The sequence below is a fragment of the Novosphingobium sp. BL-52-GroH genome, from assembly GCF_044813085.1.
GTDB lineage: Bacteria > Pseudomonadota > Alphaproteobacteria > Sphingomonadales > Sphingomonadaceae > Novosphingobium.
This window is the reverse complement of record NZ_CP171151.1, coordinates 176,762-200,676: the sequence shown is the minus strand read 5'-3', so window position 1 is coordinate 200,676 and position 23,915 is coordinate 176,762. Positions and strand designations below refer to the sequence as shown.

Here is a 23,915-nt window from a genome sequence, read left to right as displayed (position 1 = left end):
CGGGCATCTGGGCTACGCTAGGGTGTCGCTCTGGAGCACCTTCGATATACCCATCGCTGCGCCACTCGGTCGAGGGCGATAAGCAAGTTGACGGGGAGGCGTTGTCGAGGTTTGCATCGCTGCTGCAGCTCCTGACCAAACGGGAGGGTTCCGTCCGGATAAGTGTATATGGTTGACCGAGATCAACGTGCCCCGACTGTCTCGATGATGTCGCCCACTAGTGCGCCGTTGAAGATCGTTCCGGCGATTTTGGCGGCAAGGCGGGCGGCGGTCGATCATCGAGTAGCCACTCAAGCTTCCGGCGCTGCTAATCGCCATGTGATGCATGAGTCCTATCTTAATGAAAATGACCATCAACAGCGTGCCCGTGCCTAGCGAGCTGTGAATGCCGAGTTTGTCCCGTGCGCCCATCTTGAGCAACGGTGCAGTTGCGCCTCTTCTCTACGGGCCAATACTCGCATAATTATGTGTTTGTGGCCGGTGACAATTTATCTCAGCCGAATTGTCCTTTCTGTAGGCGATAGATTTGAGCTTCGAGCACAATATCAGTTCGTGCTGCTTCGACCCCAAAAACTCTTGAAAGCTCGACGGGAAGGGTCGGCAACCTAGCCAAGCCGACACAAACGCGTGGGCATATTTAAACCCGCGAATGTGGCTTCAACGCCTGCACGAGAGCAGTTTCGAGCATCCCTTGCGTAAATGGTTTTCCTAGCTTCACAATGCGCTGTTGCGAACCAGATGGGACATCGCCGTATCCGCTGGCAAGAATGATCGGCAAGTCACCGCGCAGTTCCGTTGCAAGATCGGCGAGCTGAGTACCAGTCATCTGCGGCATTGCCTGGTCGGTGATAAGCACATCAACGTTCGTATTCTGGCGAAGAATTGCGATAGCCATCTCGCCGGAACTGGCCTCGAGCACCTCATGCCCCAGATCTTCAAGCAAAGCCGCCGTGTTCATCAGGATCAGGGCATCGTCATCGACTACGAGAATTTTGAGATTGTCTGGTCTCGGCTCAGCTTCAACTCGCGGCGACAAAGTGACGCCCTCGATTTCGGCGGAGTGGTCGATCGGCAGCCATAACGTCGCCTGCGTTCCTTGACCCAACGTGCTGCGCAAGGTGAAGCTGCCACCCAACTGCTTCGCCAGGCCATGGATCATCGAAAGCCCGAGGCCGGTTCCCTTGCCTATGCCCTTCGTGGTGAAGAAAGGCTCGGTGGCTTTGGATAAGGTATCCGCGTCCATGCCCTCTCCGGTGTCGACAACGGACAAGGCAATGTATGAGCCGGCAGTAAGCCCCTCCAGGCCCGCGTCGTCGGCCTCGCGTTGCTCGGCGGCTATATGAATGAGCCCGCCGCCGGGCATGGCATCGCGCGCGTTCACGGTCAGGTTCAAGATGGCCATCTCAAGCTGATTGGCATCCGCCAGCACCGGCGGCAGGTCATCCGGAAAGGCAAGCTCGAGTGACCATGCTGGGCCGAGCGTTCGCTCCACCAGCTCGCGCATTCCCTCGACTAGTTCAGGAACCATCAGACGCTCCGCGCTGAGATCCTGCCGGCGCGCGAACGCCAGCATGCGTTGCGTGAGGGCGGCACCCCGCTCGGCTCCCTGCATCGCGTTGTCGATCAGGCGGTCGACGGCTGGATCGGCGGCCAACCGCTTCTGCAAGAGGGTGAGGCTACTCATGATCGCCATGAGCAGGTTGTTGAAATCGTGTGCGATGCCGCCGGTCAGCTGCCCGATCGCTTCCATCTTCTGCGCTTGCCTAAGAGCTTCTTCGGCCTTCTGTCGAATTTCGACTTCCTGCTCGACCCGGCTTTCCAACGTGTCGTTCAGTTCACGCAGCGTGGCTTCCTGCTGTTTGGTAGCCGTCACATCGTAAATGACCCCGATCAGCCTATAGCCAGCGCCTTCCCGGATAATCTCTCCTCGACGCGCAACCCATCGCGACGTGCCGTCATCCTGGCGCGTGATGAGGAATTCTGCCTCGAGGCTTGTGGGAATGTCTCCGTCGCGCGGCTCCGGCACCAACAGGGCAGAGCTCTCCGCGAGGACACCATTAATGGTCTGGACCGGAAGCACTGTGGCGGGATGCAGTCCCAACACACGACAAAACTGTTCGGAAACGGACACGGTCGCAAAGCCGTCGATATATTCGAACGTACCGACACCGCCTGCGGTCTGCGCGATACGAAGCCGTTCTTCGGCGCGTTTGCGTTCGGTGACGTCCACTAACAGGCCGGTGAAGCGTACCGGCTGTTCGTTCGCGTTCAGGTGGCATTGCCCACGCCCGAGCATCCACAAAGTGACACCCGCTGAAGTGAGCACACGAAATTCCTTGGAGAACAATTCGGCACCGGCCAGGATACCGGCCACAGCGATGCGGATGCGGGGGCGATCAGCTGCATGAATGGCCTGAAAAAATTTTTCAGTAGGAAGACCGCATGCAGTCTCCTCTGGAGAAATGCCGTATAGGTCGGCAAAGTGTTCGTCAATATACAGGCGATCCGCGAGGATATCCCAGTCCCAAGTTCCGCTAGTGCCGAGAGCGGCCAGTATAGGTCCGGCGCTGTCGGCCTGCACGACCGTCCGGTCAGACATCGTCGCCGACAACGCGCTGGATGAATTCGCCAAGCAGTTCCTTCAGGGTCTCGAGCGAGGGAATGTCCATTATCATTGCAATATACCCGCGGATATCCCGGCTGCGTACGGCGAAGTCTATATAGAGGAAGAGCACCAGACCGCTGCTGGCGTTCCTGGAATCGACCTCGAAAAGGCTGGCGCTGCTTCCGCGGATGATTTCGGGAAGCGTCATCGTCAGCGAACGCTTAAGCATGTTCGCCATGGTAGCGAGGCAGGCGTTCAGAATGACGTTGCCCGTCTCGCACAGCGCTTCGCCTTCCATTTCGACGACTTCCTGAGCCGTGAGTTCGCCGCCAGTAACCGCCCGCACGAGTTCGAGGCTGTTCGTCTCGGGGAAGATCAGCAGGGCCCGCCCCGAGAATGGGCCCGCGAAGTCCTGTCGAACGGCAACGAGGTCACTCACTTCGCGTTCGCTGATGAGGCGGGCGGCGCGCTGCTGATTGACCACTTCGATTGAGGGTATCGAGAGCAAGACCTGATCGCCGATCATCTTGCGGAGGCTGGACGCAGCCCTACCCACCCCGATGTTGACGATTTCCGTCAGAGCATCGCGTTCAAGCTCGGCGAGAGTAATGTTCTCAAAGGTCACGAGCGCTGCGACCGAAGGCGGAGCGCCGCGCCCGACAGGAAAGGCTCAAGCGCATCCGCGGTGACTGGTTTGGCAACGAAGGCGGCACCAATCTCGCGGGCGCGGGCTATGATCTCGTCTTGGATATTCGCCGTGATAATGGCGATGGGCATTTCGGGCAGGGCAATCCGCAATTCGGCGGCCAGTTCAAGGCCGTCCTTGTCGGCCATGTTGAAGTCGATGAGCGCGATATCCGGCCTTTGTTCCGCAATCACTTCAAGAGCCTGGGCGCCGCCGCTGGCCTCCAGCTTGCGCCATTCGGGCTGCAATTCCGCGAGGGCCTTCCCCGCTACGATACGGGCAAGCTTGCTGTCATCGACGATCAGAACGGTAACGAACATTCAGATACTCCGGCCGTCGTGGATCGCGGCCCTCCTTGCAAATTTCTATTAGAAACTTTCAGCGTTGCTGTCGCTATCGGAAATGATGGGGCGGAAGATAACTTGGGACAGCACGCCCGTCGACGGACGGCCGTTGACCGTAGGGCGGATCGCCAGCAGGACCTGAAGCACTGCCATGTGCAGCTTTAACGCCCCGCCCATATCGACCGAGGCGCCGGGAAGATCGTTTAGGGCGGCAAGCAGGTCCTCGGCATCGCTTGCAGGGCAGCGCCCTTCCAACATTATATTGCCGTCTACAACGCGGACAGTCATCCCGCAAGTTCCGGCAGATCGAGCACTATCAGCACGCCGCCGTCGCCCAGCACTGCAGAGCCAATCACGCCCGGCGCCGACGCAAGGATGCCGCGAGGCGGGCGTACGACGGTGTCGAGACGTTCGCCAAACCCGTCCACGCGCATCGCGACGGGGGTTCCGTCGACTTGCGTTACCACCAGTTTGGCGTACGGGCCTTGCGTTGGCCGTCCGTTCAGCAGAGTCGCAAGGTCTAGCACGGGGATCGTCCTGTTGCGCAGCACACAAGCGAGGCCAAGCCCGACCGGAATGAGCGCGGTAGTGTCAATGCGGAAGGTTTCGGCGACCTGCTCGAGTGGGATGCCATAGCGCTCACCTGCCACTTCTATGATCAGCAGGCGTGTCGTCAGCGCGGTGACGGGCAAGCGAATGCGAAATCGCGTGCCGATGCCAGGCTCGCTGTCGATCTCGATCGAACCACGCAGCCGGGTAATAGCGACCTGCACAGCGTCCATGCCGACGCCACGTCCCGATATTTCGGTCACGCTAGAGGCTGTCGAAAATCCAGCGCGGAAGATGAGCCGCAACGCGGTGGCATCGTCGAGGGCATCGGCAGCGTCCTGAGAAAGCATTCCACGATCCACGGCAGCGGTGCGAACGCGTGCCGGGTCGATTCCGGCCCCATCGTCGCTTACCGTCGCGGTGATTACATCGCCGTCGCGCTGGAAGGCGAGAGCGACCACCGCTTGCCCGCTCTTTCCCGCCGCCCGCCGCGCGCCCTGCTGTTCAATTCCGTGGTCGATGGCGTTGCGCACGAGGTGCATGAGAGGTTCGAACAGCCCATCGGCGACCTGCTTGTCGACTTCGATCGTCTCGCCCGAGAACGTGAAGACGACGTCCTTGCCGAGATTTTGCGCGATCTCTCTCGCCACGCGAGGCAGGCGTCGAACCATGGGCTCAAGCGGTACGAGACGAACGCGCGCGAGGCTGCGGCCCAGCGTTCCGCTTGCCCGCTCGATGCTCGCCTGCGCCGCACGCAGCCTAGCCGACAGAGCGCGGTCCACGGGTTCCAGTTCGTTCACCAGCGGCTGGAGGTTGTTGATTGCCACGATCAGGTCGCCCAGGCCATCCGCCAATGCGTCGATACGCTTGGCCTCAACCCTCAGGATCGACTTGCCGCGCGCCGTTTCGCCGATATCCGGTGGCGTAGGCGGGGGCTGGATTGCAGCGATTTCGACCTCGCTGAGCTGGAAACGAAAGGCAGCTCGCACTTCTGCCTCGGGCGCTGTGCTTAATCCCTCGATGACAGAGATACAGGCAAACGGTTCGAGAGCGTCGATCGCTGGCCATTTACCGTCGACTGGAAGTATCGCCAGCGCGGCGAGTGCCGGGACATGTTCGACCACCGCAAGTGGGTCTTCGCCACGAAAGAAACAGTCGGAATCCGGCGTGTATCGAAACGCGACGAGTGGCCCGGCCGCCTGCGCGATCGCGGCGGCTTCGCGATCAGTCAGCAAGACAAGCCAGTCCGCCTGCCGCTGAACTGCAGCCACAGGCTCAGGCTTTTTCGAGCCCCCCGATCGTGCCAACAGGGCGATGATCCGGGCGGCCGCCTGCTCGGCATCGGGCGATAGCACGCCGCCGATCTCCATCTCGTCGATCCAGCGGTCTGTCTGGTCGAGGCAGGAGACAAGCGCTCCGACTGCAGCGATGTCCAATAGGTCCGCCTGCTGTCGAGCGCGATCGAGCACGTCTTCGGCTGCGTGGAGCAGCCGTTCGGCCGGTGCGAGCGCGAACACTGCGAAAGAGCCTTTCAACGTATGGATCGCACGGAACGCGCTGTCGATCGCGCCCGCTGCCCGCAAATCGCCCGCGAGTACCGACAGATCATTCGACGCTTCGGCCACCAGTTCGCGGCCTTCGATCAGAAATTGTTCGAGCAGCTCGTCCATCACGGTCGACGATATACGATTGCGTCGGCAAGGCGAGCCAGCTCGAAACGATCCGTTATCCGACCCATCGATTCGCTGTGCCCAAGGCATACGTAGCCTCCGGGGTTGAGGCTATCGTAGAGCGCGTTCGCAGCAGCCAATCGCGCCGGGTCGTCGAAGTAGATGAGCACGTTGCGGCACAAAATAACGTCAAATTTGCCGATACCCGTCATGCTGGCCGGATCGATTATGTTGGCGTGCGTGAAGCGCACGGATTCCCGCAGGTCCTGGATAATGCGTCGGTGGTGGCCATGCTCGGGCTCAAAATATGCGTCGCGCAGGGCTGGGGGCAGGCGAGCGAGCGAGCGCTGGGTGAACTGACCCTCTCGCGCGCGGCCGAGCGCGGCGGTATCGATGTCGGAGCCGACGATCTCGATGTTGTAGGCATCAACCAGCTGCCAATTCTCCAGCAGCCAGATCGCGATCGAATAAGCCTCTTCTCCGCTCGAGCAGGGCATCGACCAGATGCGCACGAGATCGCCGGGCCGACGGTTGCGGACGATGTCCGGCAGCAGGCTTTGAGAGAGCGCTGCAAGCTGATGTTCTTCGCGATAGAAATACGTTTCGTTAATCGTGAATGCGTTGATGAACGCCTCACGTTCGCCGACATGGCTGCGCACCAACCCGAGATAGGCGGGCACGGTGGCTATGCCAGTGCGCCGCATGCGCTCGGTGATGCGTCGCTCGATATAATAACGCTTGTTCTCGCCAAATATCATACCGGTGCAGCGATAAAGGAGTTCGCCGACGCCGAGAATCTCTTCGGTGGTGAGCGGAATGACGGTGAGCGTTGGCTGTTGGCTCACCGTACGAAAAAGTTCATGAGGGTTCCGGCGATCTGGGGAAGCGGGGTGGTGAGCGATGCACCGCCTCGTTCGACGAGCGCGCCGGGCATGCCCCATACCACGGCGGTACTCTCGGCCTCGGCGATGGTCAGACCACCGCGCTGCTTCAATGTGGTCATTGCCGTTGCTCCATCCGTACCCATTCCGGTCATCAACACGCCAATCAGCTTCGCGGGTGCAACCATGCGCATGGCGCTTTCGACCATCCGGTCAGCGCTGGGGTGCCAGAACAATTCGGGATCGCTTGGAGCGGGCAGTGCCATCAGGCTGCCGGATCGGCGGGAAAGGATGACATCGGCATCACCCCGAGCGATATAGACGTGTCCAGCCAGGAGCGGTGTGGCCCGCTCGACTTCTCGAACGGTCAATGCGCAAAGTCGATCAAGACGCCGCGCGAGCGGGCCGGTGAAGCTGGCCGGCATGTGTTGGGCGACGAGGATCGGCCAGGGAAAATCGGCGGGCAACTCCCCCAGCAACGCATCGAGGGCGGGGGGGCCGCCAGTCGAACAGCCGACAAGGACGAGGCCGTTGCCCTCGCTGTTGCCAGGTGAGACGGTTTGGTCGCGGAACGACGGAGCGGCCGATCCCGTCCGGCTCTTGCGCGATTGGGCCAGCCCGCCCGTGCTGGCCTCGCGAACGCGCTCTCGCAGACGGGCCGAACGCGGAATCCGAGCCTTGGAAGCTGCCCGGACTTTGTCCACGAGATGCTCGGCGATCTTGTCGATCTCCAACGAGACTGCGCCTTTGGGCTTTGGCACGAAGTCCACGGCACCGAGCGCCATGGCTTCAAGCGTCTCTTCTGCGCCGTCGGCGGTGAGCGAGGATACCATCACGACCGGACAGGGGCGGACCACCATGATCCGGTCGAGGCAGGCAAGCCCGTCCATCTCGGGCATGTGAATGTCCAGCGTGACGACGTCCGGCGCGAAACTGGCCAGCATGCCGAGCGCTTCGACACCGTTGCGCGCTACAGCAACCTCAAAATCGTCTGCCGCCTCGAAGATGTCTGTTAGCAGGCGCCGCATCAGCGCCGAATCGTCGACTATCAAAAGTTTCGTCACGGCTTGCCCTCGGCCGCCTTGTTCTTCGTGCCGAGCGCAACCAACACGTCCCTCTCGGCGCGGTCGAGCAACTCTTGCGGGCTGACGATCAAAACGAGTTTATCCTGACCGTCGAGGGTGAAGACGCGGTCGAACACACGTGCCCCGCCGCCACCCAAATCCGGTGCCGGACGTAGTGCGTCTGCTGGCGGTCGTACGACCTGCGAGACCGCGTCGACGATGAAACCGGCGGTCAATTCGCCGATACGCACGACAATCACGCGCGGCTTGGCGCCCGCGAATGAAATCCCGTTGAAACGCCGTGCCTGATCGATCACCGGAATGGCTTCGCCGCGCACGTTCATGACGCCCTGCACGAACGCGGGCGCCTTGGGCAGAGAAGTCAGGCGGGTTGGCAGGAGCGCCACTTCCTGAACGGCTTCGATTGGCATCCCGAAGCACTCGCCGGAGATGGTGAAGAGCAGGAACCGTTCATCCTGTCGGTCGATATCGCCAGTCATCTCTCCCTTGCCTCCTGTATCGCCCTGCAGCAGCCGCATGGTGATATCTTCGTCAACGAGGTAATCGGGCGACAGCACCGACAACAGGCGCGTGCCTTCGTCCAATCGGCAGATTGCTTGAATGCGCGCCTCGCCGCCGGTCCGGTTGAGGACCTGAGGTACGGCGTCGACATCCCGTTCGGGCACGCTCTCGATGGTGCGCATCGCGTCGACCACCAGCCCCACACGATGGGTGCCGATCCGGACGACGACCACCCGAGACCGCAGTGTAATCGGTGCGACCGGCAACCGCAGCAGCGCGCTAAGTGAAAGCAGAGGCAGAACCGCGCAGCGCCACGCCACACTCCCGATTGTGGCAACATCGGCAAGCGGGATACGCGCGATCTCGGAAGGGAGGCGCAGCACCTCTTCGATCGAGGCGAGTGGCAGGGCGAAATCCTGGCCAGAGGCGACTAAAGTGACAAGAGTAATCGTTTCCGCGTGAAGGTGGCCGGTCTGCCTCGACGCGGCGATGATCGGGCTCGAAACGCGCCGCGCCCGCCGCTCTGGAACTGCGGCAGCGACCAGACTGGCGATGTCGATTCGGGTCACCGAAGCGGAGTGGTCTTCGCTGACTATCTGCGATACGCCAGTCACGGCGAGCCCCACTGGCCCGTCCATTTCCGTTACGATCATGCGGTGGACGGGCGACTGTTCACGTCCCAGAAGGCTGGCCACTGACAGAACTGGAACGATAACACCGCTGACCTGCGCCACGCCCATCAGGGCTTCAGGCGCATGAGGCATGCGGGCGAGGCGGGGGAGGGGAGTGATCTCCTGCACCAGCGAGGCTTCCATGCCCAGCAATTCGGAGCCGACGCTGAAAGTCAGCGTTCGAGCATCGGCTTCAAGCGAGTTAACCAAGGTATCAGGCCGCGTTCGACGCGAGAACGGTGGCAATCGATGCGATATCCTCGATGGCGGCCGCCAGCGCTTCTGCACCCTGCGCCTGCTGGCGCGCGGCGGCGCCCGCCTCACGCGTGGCGGCGGCCGCCAAGTCCGCGGCCTCGGCGATCTGGTTAGTGCCGCTCTGAACTTCGCGGGCTGAGCGAAGCATGTCGTCGGCGCTGGAGACTATAACGGCGTTCAACGCCTGCGCCGCCTGGAGTTCCTTTGCGACAAATCCAAAGCGCTCTAGCATCGCACGGTTGCGTGCAATCTCCGCTTCGGCGGCCCCTACCACCTGATCGAGGTCGCGGCGGATTGATGCGATCTGGTCCTGGATCAACCGTACGCCATCCTTGGCTTGGGCGGCGCTTTCTGCGGATTCCCGCGAAAGCTTGCGGATGTCGGTTGTCACGATTGCAAAGCCTCGTCCCGAGGCCCCGGCGCGGGTCGCCTCCACGGCCCCGCTCACTGCAAGCATGTTGGTCTGCACAGAAATGAGGGTCAGGGTGTCCGCGATCTTCTCGATTTGTCGGCTGGTCTCGTTGAGCGCCGATAAATGTGCGAGCACCTCGTTGATCTCTGCAATAGCTGCAACGACTCCCGTCACGAGTTCTTCGATCTGAACTTGGCTCTCGCTAACGGACGTGACTATCGTGCCGATCTGCCCGCGGGCGGCTTCCGAGTGTGATTGTGCGAGCTGCGCCGACTTTTCGATCTGCACCATTGCGATATTGGCCTGCCCCGTGGCCGAAGCTTGAACGTGTGTGCCACGGCTTATCTGCTCAATCGCGACGAGAATCTGGCCCGAGGCTCCGGACAGTTCCTGCACAGTCGCCGAAAGCTGCTCGGCCGCCGCGGCCACTTGCTCGACGATCACGGCAGATACGTCAGCGTCCTGCAACTCCTCGGTAAGAGTACTGAGGGCCTCAGCGGTCTGCTGGCTTTCCTCGAGAGAGGCGCCTTGCTGTTCGATCGCTTGCTGGGCCTCGGCGGCGGCGGCTGACTGCTCCTCTGCGGCGCTGGCGACCTGTTCGGCACCCTTTTCCGCTTCTCGCATCGCGCTTTCGGCTTCCACAGCCGTTTGTAGAATTTCCTCGGCACTACGGCCAAGTCCGCTAAGTGCCTCGCGGTCCGCCACAAGTCGGGCGACGACGCCGTGCCCCGCTTGCGCTTCGCTGGTCGCCAAAGCGGACGCAGCGCGGATCTTTTCCGCGATCCGCTTGATCTCTTCTCCGATGCTGCCGGCCAGTCGCCGAATGACGCCCGCGCCAGCCTCTGAGCTTTCGGCCAGCAGGCGCACTTCATCGGCGACGATGGAGAAGCCTGCGCCACTTTCACCGGCTCGCGCGGCCTCGATTGTGGCGTTGAGCGCGAGCAAGCTGGTCTGGTCGGCGACGTCGGCCACGCTAGCACCGATTTCGTCGATGCGGCTGGCCGAATGTTCCAGGGAGGCGACCAGTTCGACTGTCGCCAGCTGACGCTGCGCGCTCAGCTCGATGGCAGCCACCGACACTTCGATCTGCGCACCGATCTCGGCGAAATTGCTCGCGGTCGCGTCGGTCTGGCGGCGTGAATCCTCGGCGCGGGCACGGGCTTCCCGAAAGCTCACGCCGAGCGCAGCGATGAGGCCGAGAGATTCCTGCGCGGCCCCTGCTGCTTCTTCGGCGCCGCTCGAAATCTGGTCCATCGTCCGCTGCAGTTCCGCCGCGGCAGCGGATGCCTCGCCCAAGCCGCTCGCCAGCTCCTGAGTCGCTGCATCGACACGCTGTGCGGCCGAAGTTTCGTTCGCCGGCGATGTCTTGCGACCAACGGTCTTGGGCGCTTGCGCCATAGGTGACGGGTTCGCTGGTGCCGCCGGCAGGTTGGTCCGGGATGCAAGTGTGGATTTCTTAACCAGCGCCATCTGCTTTCTCGCCTAATGTTATCGAGGACTTACGGCAGCCAGGGTTAGAGTGCTAGAGGCCAAACTTGAAGCGCCCATCGCACGCCGGTTGCGAAATCGCCAGCTCCACCGATATCGTGCGCGACGATTATCGCGCCACGGGCATCGATCCACGATGACGAAGAGGGGCCGCGTTGGCTGCATGGGTTAGCATCGCGCAACTTTATATGCCGCCATGTCGTTCCCCTCGGGGCGGTCGCGTGGATGCAGGCGGATCAGTCCCTCCAGCGCAGCCGGCAGCGGCGACGAAACGGGTTGATGCCCCTTCTGGGGCCCGGGCACCGCCGGCGCAGCGACAGGCTCCGCCTTTATGATCGCGATTCCGGCGCCGTTCGTTTGGCGCGATCATCTCCACGCGATCCTCGCTTGGCCTCTTTCTGGAGTCCAGAAAGAGACTCCAAAGGAGGTCCATCTGCGCTGCGGTTAAAGGCCGCAATAAGACCGAGGCCGTCCCCTTATGAAGACATAGGTGAATCGTCGAAGCGAAGAAGTTTGGATCCTGAGCTAGCTTTCGAGTACGCGCCGCACGATATTTCCGAGATTATCGACGCTGAATGGCTTGGAAAGGAAATTGGTTCCAGGATCGATCACACCGTTGTGAACCACTGCATTTCGGGTGTAGCCGGTCATGAACAGCACTTTCAAATCTGGCTGCAAACCAAGCGTGTGGTCGGCCAACTGTCGGCCCGTCATTCCCGGCATGACGATGTCCGTAAGCAGCAGGCTGACCGCCTGGCCCGCCTCCATGAGCGACAATGCATCGGTGCCGTTTTCGGCGTGCACAACGGTGTAACCGAGTTCGCGCAGGGCCTCCACCGTAAAGTCCCGCAGACGCTGCTCGTCTTCCACCACCAGGATAACCTCGGTCACATCGCCTCGGCGTAAAGGACCATTGCCCGACCTGATTACCGGAATGGTCGCTTCACCAAAAAATCGCGGAAGATAGATCTTGAAGGTGGTTCCGTGCTCAAGTTCCGAATAGACCTTCACATGTCCGCCGGATTGACGGACAAAACCGAATACCTGGCTAAGGCCCAGACCCGTACCCTTTCCACTCGGTTTAGTCGTATAGAACGGCTCAAAGGCTTTAGTAATAACCTCGGGAGCCATGCCGGTTCCGGTGTCGGTTACGCATATCAGTACGTACTGGCCGATTTCCAGTTCGTACTCGCGGGCATATGCGGCATCGACATAGGCGTTGTGCGTCTCGATTGTAACCTTGCCGCCACCTGGCATGGCGTCGCGGGCGTTGACCGCCATATTGACCAGGACGTTCTCAAGCTGGTTTGCGTCCGCGTTGATCTTCCACAAACCCGCGCTCAGCACCGTCTCCAGCGCAATAGTTTCGCCCAACGTTCGGGCCAACAACTCGGACAGGCCGGACACGAGTCTATTGGCATCGATGGGCTCAGGCGCCAGCGGCTGCTGACGGGAAAACGCCAGCAGGCGCTGGGTCAGGCTGGCAGCCCGGGTTGCGCCGTCCAGCGCCGCATCAAGATACTTTGAGATATCCGTTTCGCCCCGCGCCAGGCGCCGGGTTGCGAGATTGAGGCCGCCAATCACCACGCCGAGCATATTATTGAAGTCGTGCGCAATCCCACCGGTGAGTTGACCGATCGCTTCCATTTTCTGCAGCTGTCGCAACTGAGTTTCAGCCTCGGCGCGCAGGGCGGTCTCTTCCTGTAGCTCGGTAGCCACGCGGCCGAGGGCGGCGTCCTGATGTTCGATACGACCGGCCATACGGATCATCGCCTCAACCCGTTCGACGGCCAGCCAAGTCAGTTCCGCCACTTCGCGGGCAAGAGAAATCTCAGCCTGAGTCCAGACGCGAACGGCCCGGTGATGCAGGTAAAAGCCCCCCAGCCAGCGGCGGTCGCTAAAGATCGACAGGCAAATTCCGGAGAGCACACCTTGATCGGCAAAACGCTCCAGCCCGCCTACGGGGTCGTTGCGACTGTCAGTGAAAACCAGGGTTTCTCCCGAGCGCCGCTGTTGTTCGACGCGCTTTCCGAATTCGTCGGTTGCGCGCAGACCGGCGAGCGGGCGTAGAGTTCCATCCGTGACGCTGGGGCCATAATTGACCTGATGCCCTCCCGCCATGCGGTAGAAGCCTATTCGACTCGCTGGAAGACGCTTGGCAAGCTCGGCCGCCGAAAGACGCATCACCTCGTCAGGATCGGTCTGGGCCCTCTGAGCCACCAGGAGGTCGGTGATGAACCTGCGTTCGTCCGCGAAAGCGCGCGCTTGGCGCTCCTTCTCCTCCAACTTACGAATGGCGATCCTGTCCTGGGTTACATCTCGCACGGTGCCGGCAAAGCTAACAGGGTTCCCGTCGACATCGTATTCCACCTCGCCGGTTCGGGCGATCCAGCGCAACTCGCCGGTGTCGGCGCGGCAAATTCGATACGTCACGTTGCGGGCAGCGGTGCCATCGGCGCGGGTCTGCACCGTGGAGGCGATCTCCCGATCTTCCGGCAGCACCAATTGATCGATCTCGGATGTCGGTAGAATGTCGCTTTCAGGCACGCCAAACATACGACAAAAGGCCGCAGATGCGCGCAGCATCCCGTCATCCGTTATGGAGAACACGCCCAATCCGCCGACATCCTGCGCGCGAAGCAAGCTAGCTTCGGTCTGGCGTAGCTTATGACCGGCTCGATGCTCTGCGGTACGATCGCGCACAATCTTGATGAAACCGAGGTGGGCACCGGCCTCGTCGCGAAGGGGCATCATCTCACCGGATGCCCAGAATCTGCTTCCATCCTTTCGCAGGTGCCAACGCTCGTCGCTGGCGCGCCCGTCCTTCAGCGCCAATTTCATTTCGGTGTCGATGCGATCGACCGCGACATCCTCTGGCGTAAAAATGCGCTCTGCTGTCTGGCCCCACATTTCCTCCGCATGCCAGCCAAAGATATGTCTGGCACCGCTATTCCAGTCGGTTACAATGCCCGATCGATCTGTAGCGATGATAGCGAAATCGAGGCTGCTTTCCAGGATCGCCCTCTTGTGGGCGATCTCCGCTTCCAAGGCCGCGAGGCGCTCAGCATCATCGTTCATGGTGCATTTGTCCGAAGCGGTAAATTATGCTCTAGGCCAACTATGGGCCTTCGAGCGCTTGGCGCAAGCCATTCTCATATCCAGCGGATGTCGCCCCATGCCAGGTGACACATGCTCCAGACAGAGATTGCTGATCAATTCACGGCTTGTTCAATCTGACCACTGCGCTGCGATCGCAGTGGTCGGCGTTTATGAGTCCGGAAAAGAACGACAGCGGCGGGCCGCGACGATACGGGCGCGGGGGCTAAATGAAGCTGCGCACGCGCGGCTTGGTCGCGCGAGGCAAATCTAACAAGAATCCCGGAGCGAGGCTGTCGCTGCATGGACACGAGATCGAGAAGTGCGCCGCGCTGCGCGGCACGGACGATCCCGTCCAGTTCGTCGGCTGACACTACATAGAACGGCTTATCTTCGTCTCTGATCCGGATCATGTTGAAAGCCTCCCAAAAGCGAGGGGACGCCATAGAATCGCCCCCTTCCTTGTCATAGATTTGCGCTCATTGGCTTCAGCGACATTTCACTCCGCCGCGATCGACCTCGCGGCCGATCAGGGCGCCGCCCGCGCCGCCTGCAAGTGTTCCCAAGGTATTACCACCAACCAACTTGGCGAGGGCGGCACCGCCCAGAGCGCCCACGACAAGACCGGTCGTACCGTCTGAACGACGGCAATAGGCGCGTCCGTCGCGGCCTCGGTAGATGCGGTCGTTGCGACCGAGGCGCCGTTCCGTGTGGTTGCCGCTATGATAACTTTGGGCTGGATCCCAATTCTTGTCGCGATCACCGCGCCATTCGTGGCGGCTGTCGATGCGCTGGGAGTGGCTCGTCCCGCCACGCCCATGGTCGCGGTTGTTGTAATGTTGAGCCTCTACGGGCGTCGCGGCGAGCGACACACTCGCAGCAAGAATGCCAAGAGCGCCTGCCAAGTGCTTCATCTGTTCGTCCTTTTCTTTCTTGCCGGCTTAGCGGCGACCCGAATTTTGCAATGGCGGAGACTCCGCAACGTTTCGTCATACAAGGCGGGCCGTGCTTGATATCGGAAGAATTGCCGCCTCGCCGGTCAGGATGGAGGCGCAAGCTACCTTTTTCCTCCATATTCGGGTGCTTGGAAACGCCACAAGCGTTTCGGGAACAAGACCTCACATGGAGAATTGAAAATGCGTAAAACGTGAATGGGAGAAGAGGTCATGACCGACGACAAGACAAAGCGCGGAGGGTCAGACAGACGCACTGTTGCGGGGGAGGAAGGCTACGAACTCGATCATTTTGCCGGCAAGCACGGGATCACGCGGGATCAGGCACAGAACTTGATCGAGAGGGTCGGAAACAGTCGCCAGAAGCTGGATGCAGCAGCGGCCAAGCTGAAGGGCTGACCCATGCCGTGCAGGGCATCAATGCGTTTTCGCCCGGAGGAGGTCTGCCTGGGCTCAAGCGGATGTCGGTCTTTGCCCCATCCGTCTGATCATGGCGGCTGATCGCCCTCCCAAAGCCCCGGACGAGGATCAGGAGGGCGACCGCGCAGCGCTCCTGATCATCGACATGATCAATGGCTTCGACTTCGAGGGCGCGGATATCCTGCAGCCCAAGGCGCTGAAGGCAGCTACGGCCGTGCGACGTCTCAAGGACGCTTTCGAGCAAAAGGGCTGGCCCATCGTTTATGTGAACGACAATTTCGGGGAATGGCATTCCGAGCGCTCCCTGCTGATCGATCGCGCCCTGGAACATGATAATCCGGTCACGGCTCTTTTGAGGCCGGCCGCAGAGGACTTCTTCATAATCAAACCACAGTTTTCCGGGTTCTATGCCACAAACCTCCCGGTCCTTTTGCCAAAGCTCGGGGTTCGCCACCTTGTTATCACCGGCATCGCCACCGACATCTGCGTCCTGTTCACGGCTGCGGACGCCCATATGCGCGATTACACGTTGTGGATTCCCGAGGACGCGGTAGCGGCGCAGAGTGACGAAAAAGGGTGCTGGGCGCTCGATACGATGGCCCAAAGCATGGCTGCAGAGACGGCAGCGAGCACGCACCTTTCCCCGGACCAATGGTTCGCCCAACTCAACAATCGTGAGTGAAGCCCGAGCTTTCAGAACCTCTTTGTGTCTGGCGCGTTGATAGAATGGCAATCCAGAAGCAGAAAAAGAGGACCCTGATGCGCCGCTTACGGGACAATGGTCTCACGCTCGTACTCTTGGCCCTGTTCCTGGCCAGCATTACGGCACAGTGGCTTACCGGGTGGCATGTCGCTGTCGAAGACGCGCGGCGCCATGGACAGCCGGTATTGTCACTTTCTGCCTACGCACTCAGCCCCGAGTTCCTGTCCTCGGTGTTCGAGAATTGGGAAAGCGAGTTCCTCCAGATGTCGGCTTATGTCGTCCTCACGGCATTTCTGATTCAACGCGGCTCAGCCGAATCGAAAGATCCCGATGCGCCGCCCCGGGACGCCCATCTTGAGAGCGACGCGACAAAGGCCGGAGCTCCTTCTGTCCTGAGCTGGGGGCCCGTCTGGCGCGCCATCTATGCGCGTTCGTTGGGATTGGCTCTGGCCATTCTGTTCCTGGTATCGTTCGCGGTGCACTGGATACAAAGCGCGCGGGCTGCCGCCGAGGAAGCTGTCGAGCACGGCGAGGTACCCCTCGGTCCAATCGCCTATCTCGGCGACGCACAGCTTTGGTTTGAATCCTTCCAGAACTGGCAGAGCGAGTTCCTCTCCACAGCCGTTCTCGTGGTTCTGTCGATCTTTCTTCGACAGCGGGAATCACCTGAATCGAAGCCAGTGGCTGCGCCGCACTCCAAGACAGGCGATTGATCGGGCAACGGGGGCCGGGGGCGCAACCGCGGTCGGAGACGGATCAGATTTTCACCAAGATTGCCACCAAATGTGCCCAGCTTATGAGACAGGCGCTGGCCTGTATCATCTCGACACTGTTGATCCTCATTTGGGCGGTCAGCGGGCCCCCGTTGCACTATTCAGACACGGCAGCTTGTCGTGAATACCGCGACGACGGTGCTGACCTTCCTGGCGGTGTTCCTGATTCAGAACAGCCAGAACCGTGACGGAGCCGCGATGCAAGCCAAGCTCGACGAAATTATCCGCGCCCTCGACAAGGCGCGGGTAGAATTTGTGGGAATTGAGCATCTTACGGACGGTTAGACTGGTAAAATTCGCGAAGCTCTGGAGGAGACATCAAGAACGAAGACGGCAAACAGAATACGGCTGCTCCGACAGTGGAGCGTTTATTATCACGATATTGATTAAAAAAGAGAAATTATAATCTAGATTTCGGGTCACTGTAGTCCTAAAGTAATGTCTGTGGGCAGTCCCTCGCTGAAAAGGGGGAGTCATTACAAACTTTGACCGACAGGCACCCCGTTAGGGAAGAGAGGCGGCGCAGGCTGGGATTTCGATATCCTGCAATCCCCACCGGAATTCCGGGGCCCGTACCGTCTGGGAAGGTGGGGCAGACCGGGCTCTGTCTGGCGGTGTGCGGTTCATGCATCGACGCTTTTTCGGAAATCAGGAGCGATGAACGCGATTGCTTTGACACGTACATCAAAGGCGCAGAATCATCCATAGCGGCCATTCCATGGGCCGCTGAAGCTTTGAAGGGCGATGGAAGTTTGGCGGTCGACGTGCTCTGTATGGTCGGGCCGATACGCGCGCTCTGCGTGGACGTCTGTGGGATGTGCGAGACTTGTGTCATCAAAGGCGGCACAGCATCGGATGTACTCTGATATCTGCCGATCGGTTGGGTCCGACGGCCGGACGCCGAGGGCTACTTTTCAATGAACGACGCGGCCGGGGCAAGAACCTGGATCCATGTCCAGTTCCATTTGGGCCTCATCGACCCCGGAACCCAACTGTCTGGCTGGACCAAAGTGACGGCGTTGGAGGAAAGATGTGAGCATTCCCACTGATCCCTTTGAAAACTCCGGAACCAGAAAGGGGAAGTTCGCCACCCGGGTCACGATGGTGGTCATGGCGGTTCCCCTGGCGATCTATGTGGCTTGGAATTTGTGGCATTCACGGTCAGGGCATCCACGGTTACGAGCACCTGCTAATGGCGCGCCTTCGCGTACACGGTCCGCGCCCCATTAAGAGCCGGGCCATTTTTAGGCACTCCCCGCCCCGCTTAGCGAGTGTTTTTTGGAACCACGCTGACCTTTCCGCTCCCCTCGACGCTCGCCGCGGCAACATCTTCAGGGTTCTCCACCTGCTCGAGCCGAATGGCTTCCAGCATGTCCTCCCGGCTTAGTTCGGCGCGTCGCAAAGCCTCGTCGTCGACCTCACCGTCCTCGATGATTTTGATCGGCCTTGCCTTCACCAACCACGACAGAAGGCCCCAATGCAGGGTTGCATGCCCTAAAAGCCGATGCAGAATGACCAGGACGAGTGTCGCACTTAACGCCGGAAAGAAGGCTGCCTTCCCGGTCATGACCCGGCTGATGTTCGAACATGCGATCAGAGCGACGACAATATCAAGCGGAGCATATTGTGCGAAGGTTCTTCGGCCAGCGATGCGTATGCAAAGAACCCCAAAGGCAAACAGTATGACCGCGCGCGCACTCAGCTGCAACGCGGTTGCGTTGTCATCCGGCCCAATGATTAAGCGAAAGGGTTCCATGAAGGATTAACGCTCGCTTCTTAGGCTTGTTGCGCCTAGTCATCTGAATCTAAATCGCCCCATAAGGTGCGTTCTGGCGTCTAGCAGGCGAGGATTTAGTCAGCCGGTTTTCTCAATCGGTACGGCTTTGAGTTCTGGTTGTGGGGTTCGATGAAGGTTCGGATGTCCTTCTCCAGCTTGCTCGTGGACGTATGACCGCCCCGGCGTAATTGCTTGCGGGTAAGCTCCGCAAACCAGCGTTCGACCTGTTGATCCAGGATGCGGAGGTTGGCGTGAAATGAACATGGTAGTGCCGCCGGCGAGCCAACCATGCCCGGACCAGCACGGTTATGGGTCGCCTAATTGTCCATGATGATGTGACCTCCAGATTGGCGGCAGCTGCGCATGAAGCTGCTTGAGGAAGTCGAGAACCTCAGCGGCGCGATGCTGCTCGCAGCATTTGCCGATGACAAAGCCCGAGGCGATATCGATCGCCGCGAAGAGCGAGGTGGTGCCATGGCGGACATAGCTGCTCGTGAGATGCTTGGGCATGCCAGCATCATCGGCAGGATGGGCGGCTCGCGATCGAGCGGTTGGATCTGGCCCTTCTCGTCCACGCTGAGCACCAGCGCACGGTGGGCGGCGATAGATAAAGGCCGACGATATCGCGAACCTTGTCGACGAACGGCGGATCGTTCGACAGCTGAACGTCTCTGAACGATGTGGCTGAAGCCCGAAAGCCGTCCAGATGCGCGGGATCGTCGTATGTGAAAAGTCGGTTGGGCCCGGCATAGGGCGGATCGACCAGCGAACCGGGTCATCAGGCTTTGAACGCAATGTTCGCTCACCACGGCTGCGACCTGATCATCCTCCATCGTTCTAGGCCTTCCTTGTCGAGCCTCGTCCAGCAGCGCTTCGAGAGGATCCTGAAGAAAGCGCCGGCGGCATTTGCCCACTGTGTGCTCATGCAATCCCAACTTGCCCGCTACGACCTTGCTCTGGATGCCGTCCGCGCAGCGTAGGATGATCCGACACCGCTCCGATATCGAGCGGGATACCCGCCGCCGACGCACCTGCCGCCCTAAATACTCACGTCCTTCAGGACCCAAAACCACCGGTAGCGTCGGACGCCCGCTGTCATTTGCCATGCTTCGCCCTTTTGTCGGACAAACAACATACAATAAGGCTTACTTTAGTTCCGATTGACTTGGTCACCGACTCATGATGTTGCAGCCAAGTGCGTATGGCTTCGCTATTCCCGCCCTGCGTTCCGTCTCCCGGAGATCAGGTTCGCAGCGCCTTCAACGGCAGAGTGGTTTTCACAATCTTTGGACACAGACGCCTTGGAATCATTTTCCCTGGTCCCGGGCCGAGGGGCAAATGGCTTGGCTTCGGCACCTGCTAGGCCCCGGTCGATGTCGTGCTCGGTCTCGGCTTGCGCGCCTAGCCCTTCCCCCCGGATTGCTTTTTGCTCGAGCCCGTGCCTATCGAAACGTCGCTCATGAATATCGCTCCTGTCGCTTAATGGTTTGGGCAATGCCCCACTTTTATGCTGGAAGGTGCTCCTCCCGGCGGTCGGTGAGCCATCGGGCGCGGCTTTCGTTGCCCTGCATTCGCGCAAGGCTGACCGCATCGTTGCCTGCCGTATCTACTGCATCGATATCGGCGCCCGCGGTCAGGAGGAGTTCGATGACCTCGCGCCGGTCGAACAGGGCGCTCATCATAATCGCGGTCTGTCCTGCGGCGTTGCGCTGGTTTGGGTCCGCACCGGCGGCGAGCAGCCGCCTGGCGATGACCATATGTCCTTTGAAGGCGACCCCCATCAGCGGGCTGCCACTCGCCGTCGCGCCGTTCGGGTCGGCGCCGCGATCCAGCAGCAGCGCGGCGGTTTCCTCTAAACCATGATAAGTGGCAAGGACCAGAGCGGAGTGCCCCTTCGTATCAAAGCCCTCGATATCCGCCCCGGCATCCAGCAGGATAGGAATCATGTCGTCTCGCCCCGACCTGGCAGCTTCGAACAGCAGTTCCTGCACCCGCTCGTGCGAAGGGAGCGGCGGCAATTGGCGCGGGGTCGATGGCGCTCGGCTTTTGTTCAGCGGGCGCATGAGCCTCGTTCCTTGTATGGAGTTCCCAAAAACCGACAAGGGCACCTCCTAGCCGGCGGTAATTTCGTCGAATAAGCGGTTCACTATAGCGGCGCGGGCATCGTCGTTGACGTCCACCGAAACGGATATCGGATCGGAAAGCTGTGCGTCCATGCGCTCCGACTCCAGATGGGTCGCAGTGTCGCCGCCGCTGAGCGTTTCGCCTGCGCTGTTTTCATCGCCTGCCGATGTTACGAACACGTCGGTTCGCTCGAAGCCATATTCCTGGACCAGTCGCTCGACAGCCAGCTCGGCGTCGCGGCGACTTTCGAATGTGCGCTCTATCGTGGTGTTCATGTCTCTGTCCTTTGGTTCGCGATGCCTCAGATCGGCATCATTCTATCGAGGTCCGCCATCGTCACTGGGAGCCGAGCCGGGCTGCGCCATCTTGCGATGCTGCTCGGCTAGGATTCCCGCGGGGGTGACGTGCGCCACGGCTGCCTGGATCTTGTTTTTCCAGCCCGAAACGATGTGGGCATCGCCGTTCATCATCGCAGTCCACCCGTCGCGGGCGACGTCGGCGGGATCGCTCTTGCTCTTGGACGCGCCGACGCTGGTGTCGAGCATGTCGGCGCGTTCGAAGAACTCGGTCTCGACCGGGCCGGGCATGAGCGTGGTGACCGTCACGCCCTTCGCCTCCTTGATCTCGTTGCGCAGCGCATCCGCAAAGCTGTCCACGAAGGCCTTGGTGCCGTTGTAGACCGCCTGGAAGCTGCCCGGAATGAACCCGGCGATGGACCCGGTGATCAGCACCTTGCCATCGTCGCGCGCTACCATTCCCTTGAGCACCTGCTGCAGCAGATAGAGCGTGCCGGTGATGTTGGTATCGATCACCCGGCGCCAGTCGGCAAGACCCTGGTCGAGGAAACCGTGTCCCAGGCCACGGCCCGCATTGGCGCAGAGCACATCGATGCGGCGGCCGGAAGTGGCGGCCAGCAGGATATCGACGCCTTCCGTCGTAGACAGATCCGCCTGAAGCGCATCTACCTGAACGCCGTGCAGCCGAAAGTCCCGCGCGGCCGCCTCGATCAGTCCTTCGTCCGCGACGACCAGCAGGTCGTAACCGTTTTCGGCGGCGAGGCTCGCCAGTTCGAAGCCGATGCCGGTGGAGGCGCCGGTCACGATCGCAAATTTGTCCGCCATGATGCTTTTCCTATTCTGCCGCGACGGCGGTTTGGGTGAAGCCGGGCTTGAGCACGACCTTGGTGACTTTGTTTTGGTTGTCGTGGAACATCTTGTATCCCTTGGGCGCGTCCTCCAGACTCATGCGGTGCGAGATCAGGAAGGTCGTGTCGATCTTCCCCTCGACGATCGCGTTGAGCAGCCCCGGCATGTAGTGCTGCACGCTGGTCTGGCCGGTCTTGAGCGTCAGCCCTTTTTCCATGAAGGCGCCGAGCGGGAACTTGTCGACGATGCCGCCGTATACGGCAGGCATAGAGACGCGGCCGCCCTTACGGCAGGCGACAATCGCCTGGCGGATCGAGTGAATGCGATCGGTGCCCAGGAACATCGAAGCCTTGATCTGGTCCACCACGTTATCGACGAAGAAGCCGTGGGCTTCCAGGCCCACCGCGTCGATGACGGCGTCGGGCCCGATGCCACCGGTCATCTCCATCAGCGCTTCGTAGGTCTTCGTTTCCTCGAAGTTGATGGTCTCTGCCCCGAACTTGCGCGCCAGTTCCAGCCGGTGGGGGAAGTGATCGATGGCGATCACGCGAGCCGCGCCCATCAGGAAGGCGGACTGCACGGCGAACAGGCCGACCGGGCCGCAGCCCCACACCGCGACGGTGTCGCCTGGCTCGATGTCGGCGTTCTCGGCCGCCTGCCAGCCCGTGGGCAGGATGTCAGACAGGAACAGCACCTCGTCGTCGTCCAGCCCGTCAGGCACGACGATCGGGCCGACGTCGGAGAACGGCACGCGCACGTATTCCGCCTGGCCGCCGGCATAGCCGCCTGTTAGGTGGCTGTAGCCGAACAGACCCGACATCGGCTGGCCGTACAGCTCCATGCCGATGTCCTGGTTGTCGGCGGGATTACCGTTGTCGCAAGCGGAGTACTGGTGCTTGCCGCAGTGGTAGCAGCTGCCGCAGGCGATGGTGAAGGGAACGACGACGCGCTGGCCCTTGACCAGCGTCGATCCTGGGCCGGTCTCGACGACTTCACCCATGAACTCGTGGCCGAGGATGTCCCCCGCCTTCATCGTGGGGATATACCCGTCGTAGAGGTGAAGGTCCGATCCGCAGATCGCGGTCGAAGTAATCTTGATGATCGCGTCGCGTGGATTGAGGATCTCGGGATCGTCGACCGTGTCGACGCGGACGTCATGCTTGCCGTGCCAGGTGAGCGCGCGCATCAGGCTTTCTCCTCTTGAAGCTGTGCGCGGGTGCGCGACGAAGTGGCGACTTCGCCGGTTTCCATCAGCTGCTTGAACCGCCGCAAGTCGCGCCGCGCCTGGATGGCAGGTTCGCGCTGAAACATCTTGGCGATGAGCTTGCCCACCACGCCTGCGGGTGGGTCGTAGACGATCGTCGCGGTGACGATGGTGCCGCGATCGCCGGCGTCGCGGAATTCGATGCGGCCACTGTTGGGAACGTCTGCATCTTCGGTCGAGGCCCAAGCGATGAGTTCGCCTTCCGCTTCCTCGGTTACGGTCGCGTCCCATTCGACGGTCCTGTCGCCGGGGGCCTTGACCACCCAGTGCGAGCGTGTCGGCGACAGCACGTCGACCCGCTCGACGTTGTCCATGAACGTTGGCAACTGCGCGAAGTCGCGCCAGTAGGCGTAGAGTTCCGCGCGGGGCCGGTTGATCGTCACGGTCCGCCCGATCAGGGTGTCGCCCCGCGTTTCCGCAAGCGCCTGTACCGCAGCATCGTGGGTCTCGCGGGATTTCGACGTAGTGGATGGCGCGTCGTCGTTCACCGTTGCCATTCCTGCTCTCCATGTTT

22 protein-coding genes and 2 pseudogenes are annotated in these 23,915 nt (G+C 60.9%); 5 read left to right on the top strand and 19 right to left on the bottom strand.

The genetic code is table 11. The features are described 5' to 3' along the window. Nucleotides 1–637: 637 nt before the first annotated feature. The 10 genes from ACFFDA_RS11030 to ACFFDA_RS10985 all read right to left on the bottom strand — a co-directional run bounded on the left by ACFFDA_RS11030 (nucleotide 638) and on the right by ACFFDA_RS10985 (nucleotide 14,224). Nucleotides 638–2,632 carry an ATP-binding protein gene (locus ACFFDA_RS11030; protein ID WP_404479181.1) on the bottom strand — a complete coding sequence of 665 codons (1,995 nt, stop codon included), beginning with the start codon at nucleotides 2,630–2,632 and terminating at the stop codon, nucleotides 638–640. After that, the gene (locus ACFFDA_RS11025) at nucleotides 2,592–3,230 is read right to left on the bottom strand and encodes a chemotaxis protein CheX (protein ID WP_404479180.1); all 639 of its coding nucleotides are present in this window, start codon (nucleotides 3,228–3,230) and stop codon (nucleotides 2,592–2,594) included. The genes ACFFDA_RS11030 and ACFFDA_RS11025 overlap by 41 nt, the downstream gene beginning before the upstream one ends. After that, on the bottom strand, nucleotides 3,227–3,610 hold the full coding sequence (locus tag ACFFDA_RS11020) for a response regulator (protein ID WP_404479179.1): 384 nt from the start codon (nucleotides 3,608–3,610) through the stop codon (nucleotides 3,227–3,229). Before ACFFDA_RS11020 ends, ACFFDA_RS11025 begins: the two co-directional genes overlap by 4 nt. A 48-nt stretch (nucleotides 3,611–3,658) precedes the next feature. Continuing rightward, a complete protein-coding gene (locus tag ACFFDA_RS11015; protein ID WP_404479178.1) occupies nucleotides 3,659–3,922 on the bottom strand; it encodes a hypothetical protein in 264 nt (87 codons plus the stop codon). Next, nucleotides 3,919–5,853 carry a chemotaxis protein CheA gene (locus ACFFDA_RS11010; protein ID WP_404479177.1) on the bottom strand — a complete coding sequence of 645 codons (1,935 nt, stop codon included), beginning with the start codon at nucleotides 5,851–5,853 and terminating at the stop codon, nucleotides 3,919–3,921. Before ACFFDA_RS11010 ends, ACFFDA_RS11015 begins: the two co-directional genes overlap by 4 nt. Next, complete coding sequence (locus ACFFDA_RS11005) at nucleotides 5,853–6,698, bottom strand: CheR family methyltransferase (protein ID WP_404479176.1); 846 nt, start codon at nucleotides 6,696–6,698, stop codon at nucleotides 5,853–5,855. Before ACFFDA_RS11005 ends, ACFFDA_RS11010 begins: the two co-directional genes overlap by 1 nt. Continuing rightward, complete coding sequence (gene cheB, locus ACFFDA_RS11000) at nucleotides 6,695–7,798, bottom strand: chemotaxis-specific protein-glutamate methyltransferase CheB (protein ID WP_404479175.1); 1,104 nt, start codon at nucleotides 7,796–7,798, stop codon at nucleotides 6,695–6,697. Before cheB ends, ACFFDA_RS11005 begins: the two co-directional genes overlap by 4 nt. Further along, complete coding sequence (locus ACFFDA_RS10995) at nucleotides 7,795–9,201, bottom strand: chemotaxis protein CheW (protein WP_404479174.1); 1,407 nt, start codon at nucleotides 9,199–9,201, stop codon at nucleotides 7,795–7,797. Before ACFFDA_RS10995 ends, cheB begins: the two co-directional genes overlap by 4 nt. A 4-nt stretch (nucleotides 9,202–9,205) precedes the next feature. Continuing rightward, nucleotides 9,206–11,128, bottom strand: a complete 1,923-nt coding sequence (locus ACFFDA_RS10990; RefSeq protein ID WP_404479173.1) for a methyl-accepting chemotaxis protein — start codon at nucleotides 11,126–11,128, stop codon at nucleotides 9,206–9,208. A gap of 543 nt (nucleotides 11,129–11,671) precedes the next feature. Next, complete coding sequence (locus ACFFDA_RS10985; RefSeq protein ID WP_404479172.1) at nucleotides 11,672–14,224, bottom strand: PAS domain S-box protein; 2,553 nt, start codon at nucleotides 14,222–14,224, stop codon at nucleotides 11,672–11,674. Between the two features lie 248 nt (nucleotides 14,225–14,472). Here ACFFDA_RS10985 and ACFFDA_RS10980 point away from each other — a divergent pair, with 248 nt between their 5' ends. After that, the gene (locus ACFFDA_RS10980; protein ID WP_404479171.1) at nucleotides 14,473–14,613 is read left to right on the top strand and encodes a hypothetical protein; all 141 of its coding nucleotides are present in this window, start codon (nucleotides 14,473–14,475) and stop codon (nucleotides 14,611–14,613) included. A 117-nt stretch (nucleotides 14,614–14,730) separates the two neighbouring features. Here the strand turns inward: ACFFDA_RS10980 and ACFFDA_RS10975 are convergent, their stop codons facing one another. Continuing rightward, nucleotides 14,731–15,156 carry a hypothetical protein gene (locus ACFFDA_RS10975; RefSeq protein WP_404479170.1) on the bottom strand — a complete coding sequence of 142 codons (426 nt, stop codon included), beginning with the start codon at nucleotides 15,154–15,156 and terminating at the stop codon, nucleotides 14,731–14,733. 252 nt (nucleotides 15,157–15,408) lie between these two features. On the opposite strand from ACFFDA_RS10975, the gene ACFFDA_RS10970 reads away from it, so the two are divergent. The 4 genes and pseudogenes from ACFFDA_RS10970 (at nucleotide 15,409) to ACFFDA_RS10955 (ending at nucleotide 17,477) form a co-directional block, all read left to right on the top strand. After that, nucleotides 15,409–15,594, top strand: coding sequence for a DUF3606 domain-containing protein (locus tag ACFFDA_RS10970; protein WP_404479169.1), 186 nt, complete (start codon nucleotides 15,409–15,411; stop codon nucleotides 15,592–15,594). Nucleotides 15,595–15,685: 91 nt separating this feature from the next. Next, entirely contained in the window at nucleotides 15,686–16,297 is a 612-nt protein-coding gene (locus tag ACFFDA_RS10965; protein ID WP_404479168.1) for a cysteine hydrolase family protein, read from the top strand. Nucleotides 16,298–16,374: 77 nt separating this feature from the next. Further along, nucleotides 16,375–17,031: a DUF6766 family protein gene (locus tag ACFFDA_RS10960; RefSeq protein WP_404479237.1), complete on the top strand. Its 657-nt coding sequence runs from the start codon at nucleotides 16,375–16,377 to the stop codon at nucleotides 17,029–17,031. Between the two features lie 83 nt (nucleotides 17,032–17,114). Then, nucleotides 17,115–17,477: pseudogene (locus tag ACFFDA_RS10955) on the top strand (low affinity iron permease family protein). Nucleotides 17,478–18,005: 528 nt separating this feature from the next. Here ACFFDA_RS10955 and ACFFDA_RS10950 read toward each other — a convergent pair. From ACFFDA_RS10950 to ACFFDA_RS10915, 8 genes and pseudogenes are all read right to left on the bottom strand, one after another. Continuing rightward, nucleotides 18,006–18,203 carry a hypothetical protein gene (locus ACFFDA_RS10950; protein ID WP_404479167.1) on the bottom strand — a complete coding sequence of 66 codons (198 nt, stop codon included), beginning with the start codon at nucleotides 18,201–18,203 and terminating at the stop codon, nucleotides 18,006–18,008. A gap of 152 nt (nucleotides 18,204–18,355) precedes the next feature. Continuing rightward, complete coding sequence (locus ACFFDA_RS10945; protein WP_404479166.1) at nucleotides 18,356–18,847, bottom strand: DUF421 domain-containing protein; 492 nt, start codon at nucleotides 18,845–18,847, stop codon at nucleotides 18,356–18,358. A 95-nt stretch (nucleotides 18,848–18,942) separates the two neighbouring features. After that, nucleotides 18,943–19,974: pseudogene (locus tag ACFFDA_RS10940) on the bottom strand (IS630 family transposase). 399 nt (nucleotides 19,975–20,373) lie between these two features. After that, on the bottom strand, nucleotides 20,374–20,931 hold the full coding sequence (locus ACFFDA_RS10935; RefSeq protein ID WP_404479165.1) for an ankyrin repeat domain-containing protein: 558 nt from the start codon (nucleotides 20,929–20,931) through the stop codon (nucleotides 20,374–20,376). Nucleotides 20,932–20,979: 48 nt separating this feature from the next. After that, a complete protein-coding gene (locus tag ACFFDA_RS10930; protein ID WP_404479164.1) occupies nucleotides 20,980–21,267 on the bottom strand; it encodes a hypothetical protein in 288 nt (95 codons plus the stop codon). Between the two features lie 42 nt (nucleotides 21,268–21,309). Next, entirely contained in the window at nucleotides 21,310–22,113 is an 804-nt protein-coding gene (locus tag ACFFDA_RS10925; RefSeq protein WP_404479163.1) for an SDR family NAD(P)-dependent oxidoreductase, read from the bottom strand. Nucleotides 22,114–22,123: 10 nt separating this feature from the next. Further along, complete coding sequence (locus ACFFDA_RS10920) at nucleotides 22,124–23,323, bottom strand: zinc-dependent alcohol dehydrogenase (protein ID WP_404479162.1); 1,200 nt, start codon at nucleotides 23,321–23,323, stop codon at nucleotides 22,124–22,126. Then, nucleotides 23,323–23,898, bottom strand: coding sequence for an SRPBCC family protein (locus tag ACFFDA_RS10915; RefSeq protein WP_404479161.1), 576 nt, complete (start codon nucleotides 23,896–23,898; stop codon nucleotides 23,323–23,325). Before ACFFDA_RS10915 ends, ACFFDA_RS10920 begins: the two co-directional genes overlap by 1 nt. Nucleotides 23,899–23,915 lie beyond the last annotated feature (17 nt).

Excerpts from the sequence above, each read along its gene's own strand:
- ACFFDA_RS11020 (WP_404479179.1), bottom strand. The coding sequence starts at position 3,610 with ATGTTCGTTACCGTTCTGATCGTCGATGACAGCAAGCTTGCCCGTATC.
- ACFFDA_RS11015 (WP_404479178.1), bottom strand. The coding sequence starts at position 3,922 with ATGACTGTCCGCGTTGTAGACGGCAATATAATGTTGGAAGGGCGCTGC.
- ACFFDA_RS11010 (WP_404479177.1), bottom strand. The coding sequence starts at position 5,853 with ATGGACGAGCTGCTCGAACAATTTCTGATCGAAGGCCGCGAACTGGTG.
- ACFFDA_RS10990 (WP_404479173.1), bottom strand. The coding sequence starts at position 11,128 with ATGGCGCTGGTTAAGAAATCCACACTTGCATCCCGGACCAACCTGCCG.
- ACFFDA_RS10985 (WP_404479172.1), bottom strand. The coding sequence starts at position 14,224 with ATGAACGATGATGCTGAGCGCCTCGCGGCCTTGGAAGCGGAGATCGCC.
- ACFFDA_RS10980 (WP_404479171.1), top strand. The coding sequence starts at position 14,473 with ATGAAGCTGCGCACGCGCGGCTTGGTCGCGCGAGGCAAATCTAACAAG.
- ACFFDA_RS10975 (WP_404479170.1), bottom strand. The coding sequence starts at position 15,156 with ATGAAGCACTTGGCAGGCGCTCTTGGCATTCTTGCTGCGAGTGTGTCG.
- ACFFDA_RS10970 (WP_404479169.1), top strand. The coding sequence starts at position 15,409 with ATGACCGACGACAAGACAAAGCGCGGAGGGTCAGACAGACGCACTGTT.
- ACFFDA_RS10965 (WP_404479168.1), top strand. The coding sequence starts at position 15,686 with ATGGCGGCTGATCGCCCTCCCAAAGCCCCGGACGAGGATCAGGAGGGC.
- ACFFDA_RS10960 (WP_404479237.1), top strand. The coding sequence starts at position 16,375 with ATGCGCCGCTTACGGGACAATGGTCTCACGCTCGTACTCTTGGCCCTG.
- ACFFDA_RS10950 (WP_404479167.1), bottom strand. The coding sequence starts at position 18,203 with ATGACCACCATCGTGACCCGGGTGGCGAACTTCCCCTTTCTGGTTCCG.
- ACFFDA_RS10945 (WP_404479166.1), bottom strand. The coding sequence starts at position 18,847 with ATGGAACCCTTTCGCTTAATCATTGGGCCGGATGACAACGCAACCGCG.
- ACFFDA_RS10935 (WP_404479165.1), bottom strand. The coding sequence starts at position 20,931 with ATGCGCCCGCTGAACAAAAGCCGAGCGCCATCGACCCCGCGCCAATTG.
- ACFFDA_RS10930 (WP_404479164.1), bottom strand. The coding sequence starts at position 21,267 with ATGAACACCACGATAGAGCGCACATTCGAAAGTCGCCGCGACGCCGAG.
- ACFFDA_RS10925 (WP_404479163.1), bottom strand. The coding sequence starts at position 22,113 with ATGGCGGACAAATTTGCGATCGTGACCGGCGCCTCCACCGGCATCGGC.
- ACFFDA_RS10920 (WP_404479162.1), bottom strand. The coding sequence starts at position 23,323 with ATGCGCGCGCTCACCTGGCACGGCAAGCATGACGTCCGCGTCGACACG.
- ACFFDA_RS10915 (WP_404479161.1), bottom strand. The coding sequence starts at position 23,898 with ATGGCAACGGTGAACGACGACGCGCCATCCACTACGTCGAAATCCCGC.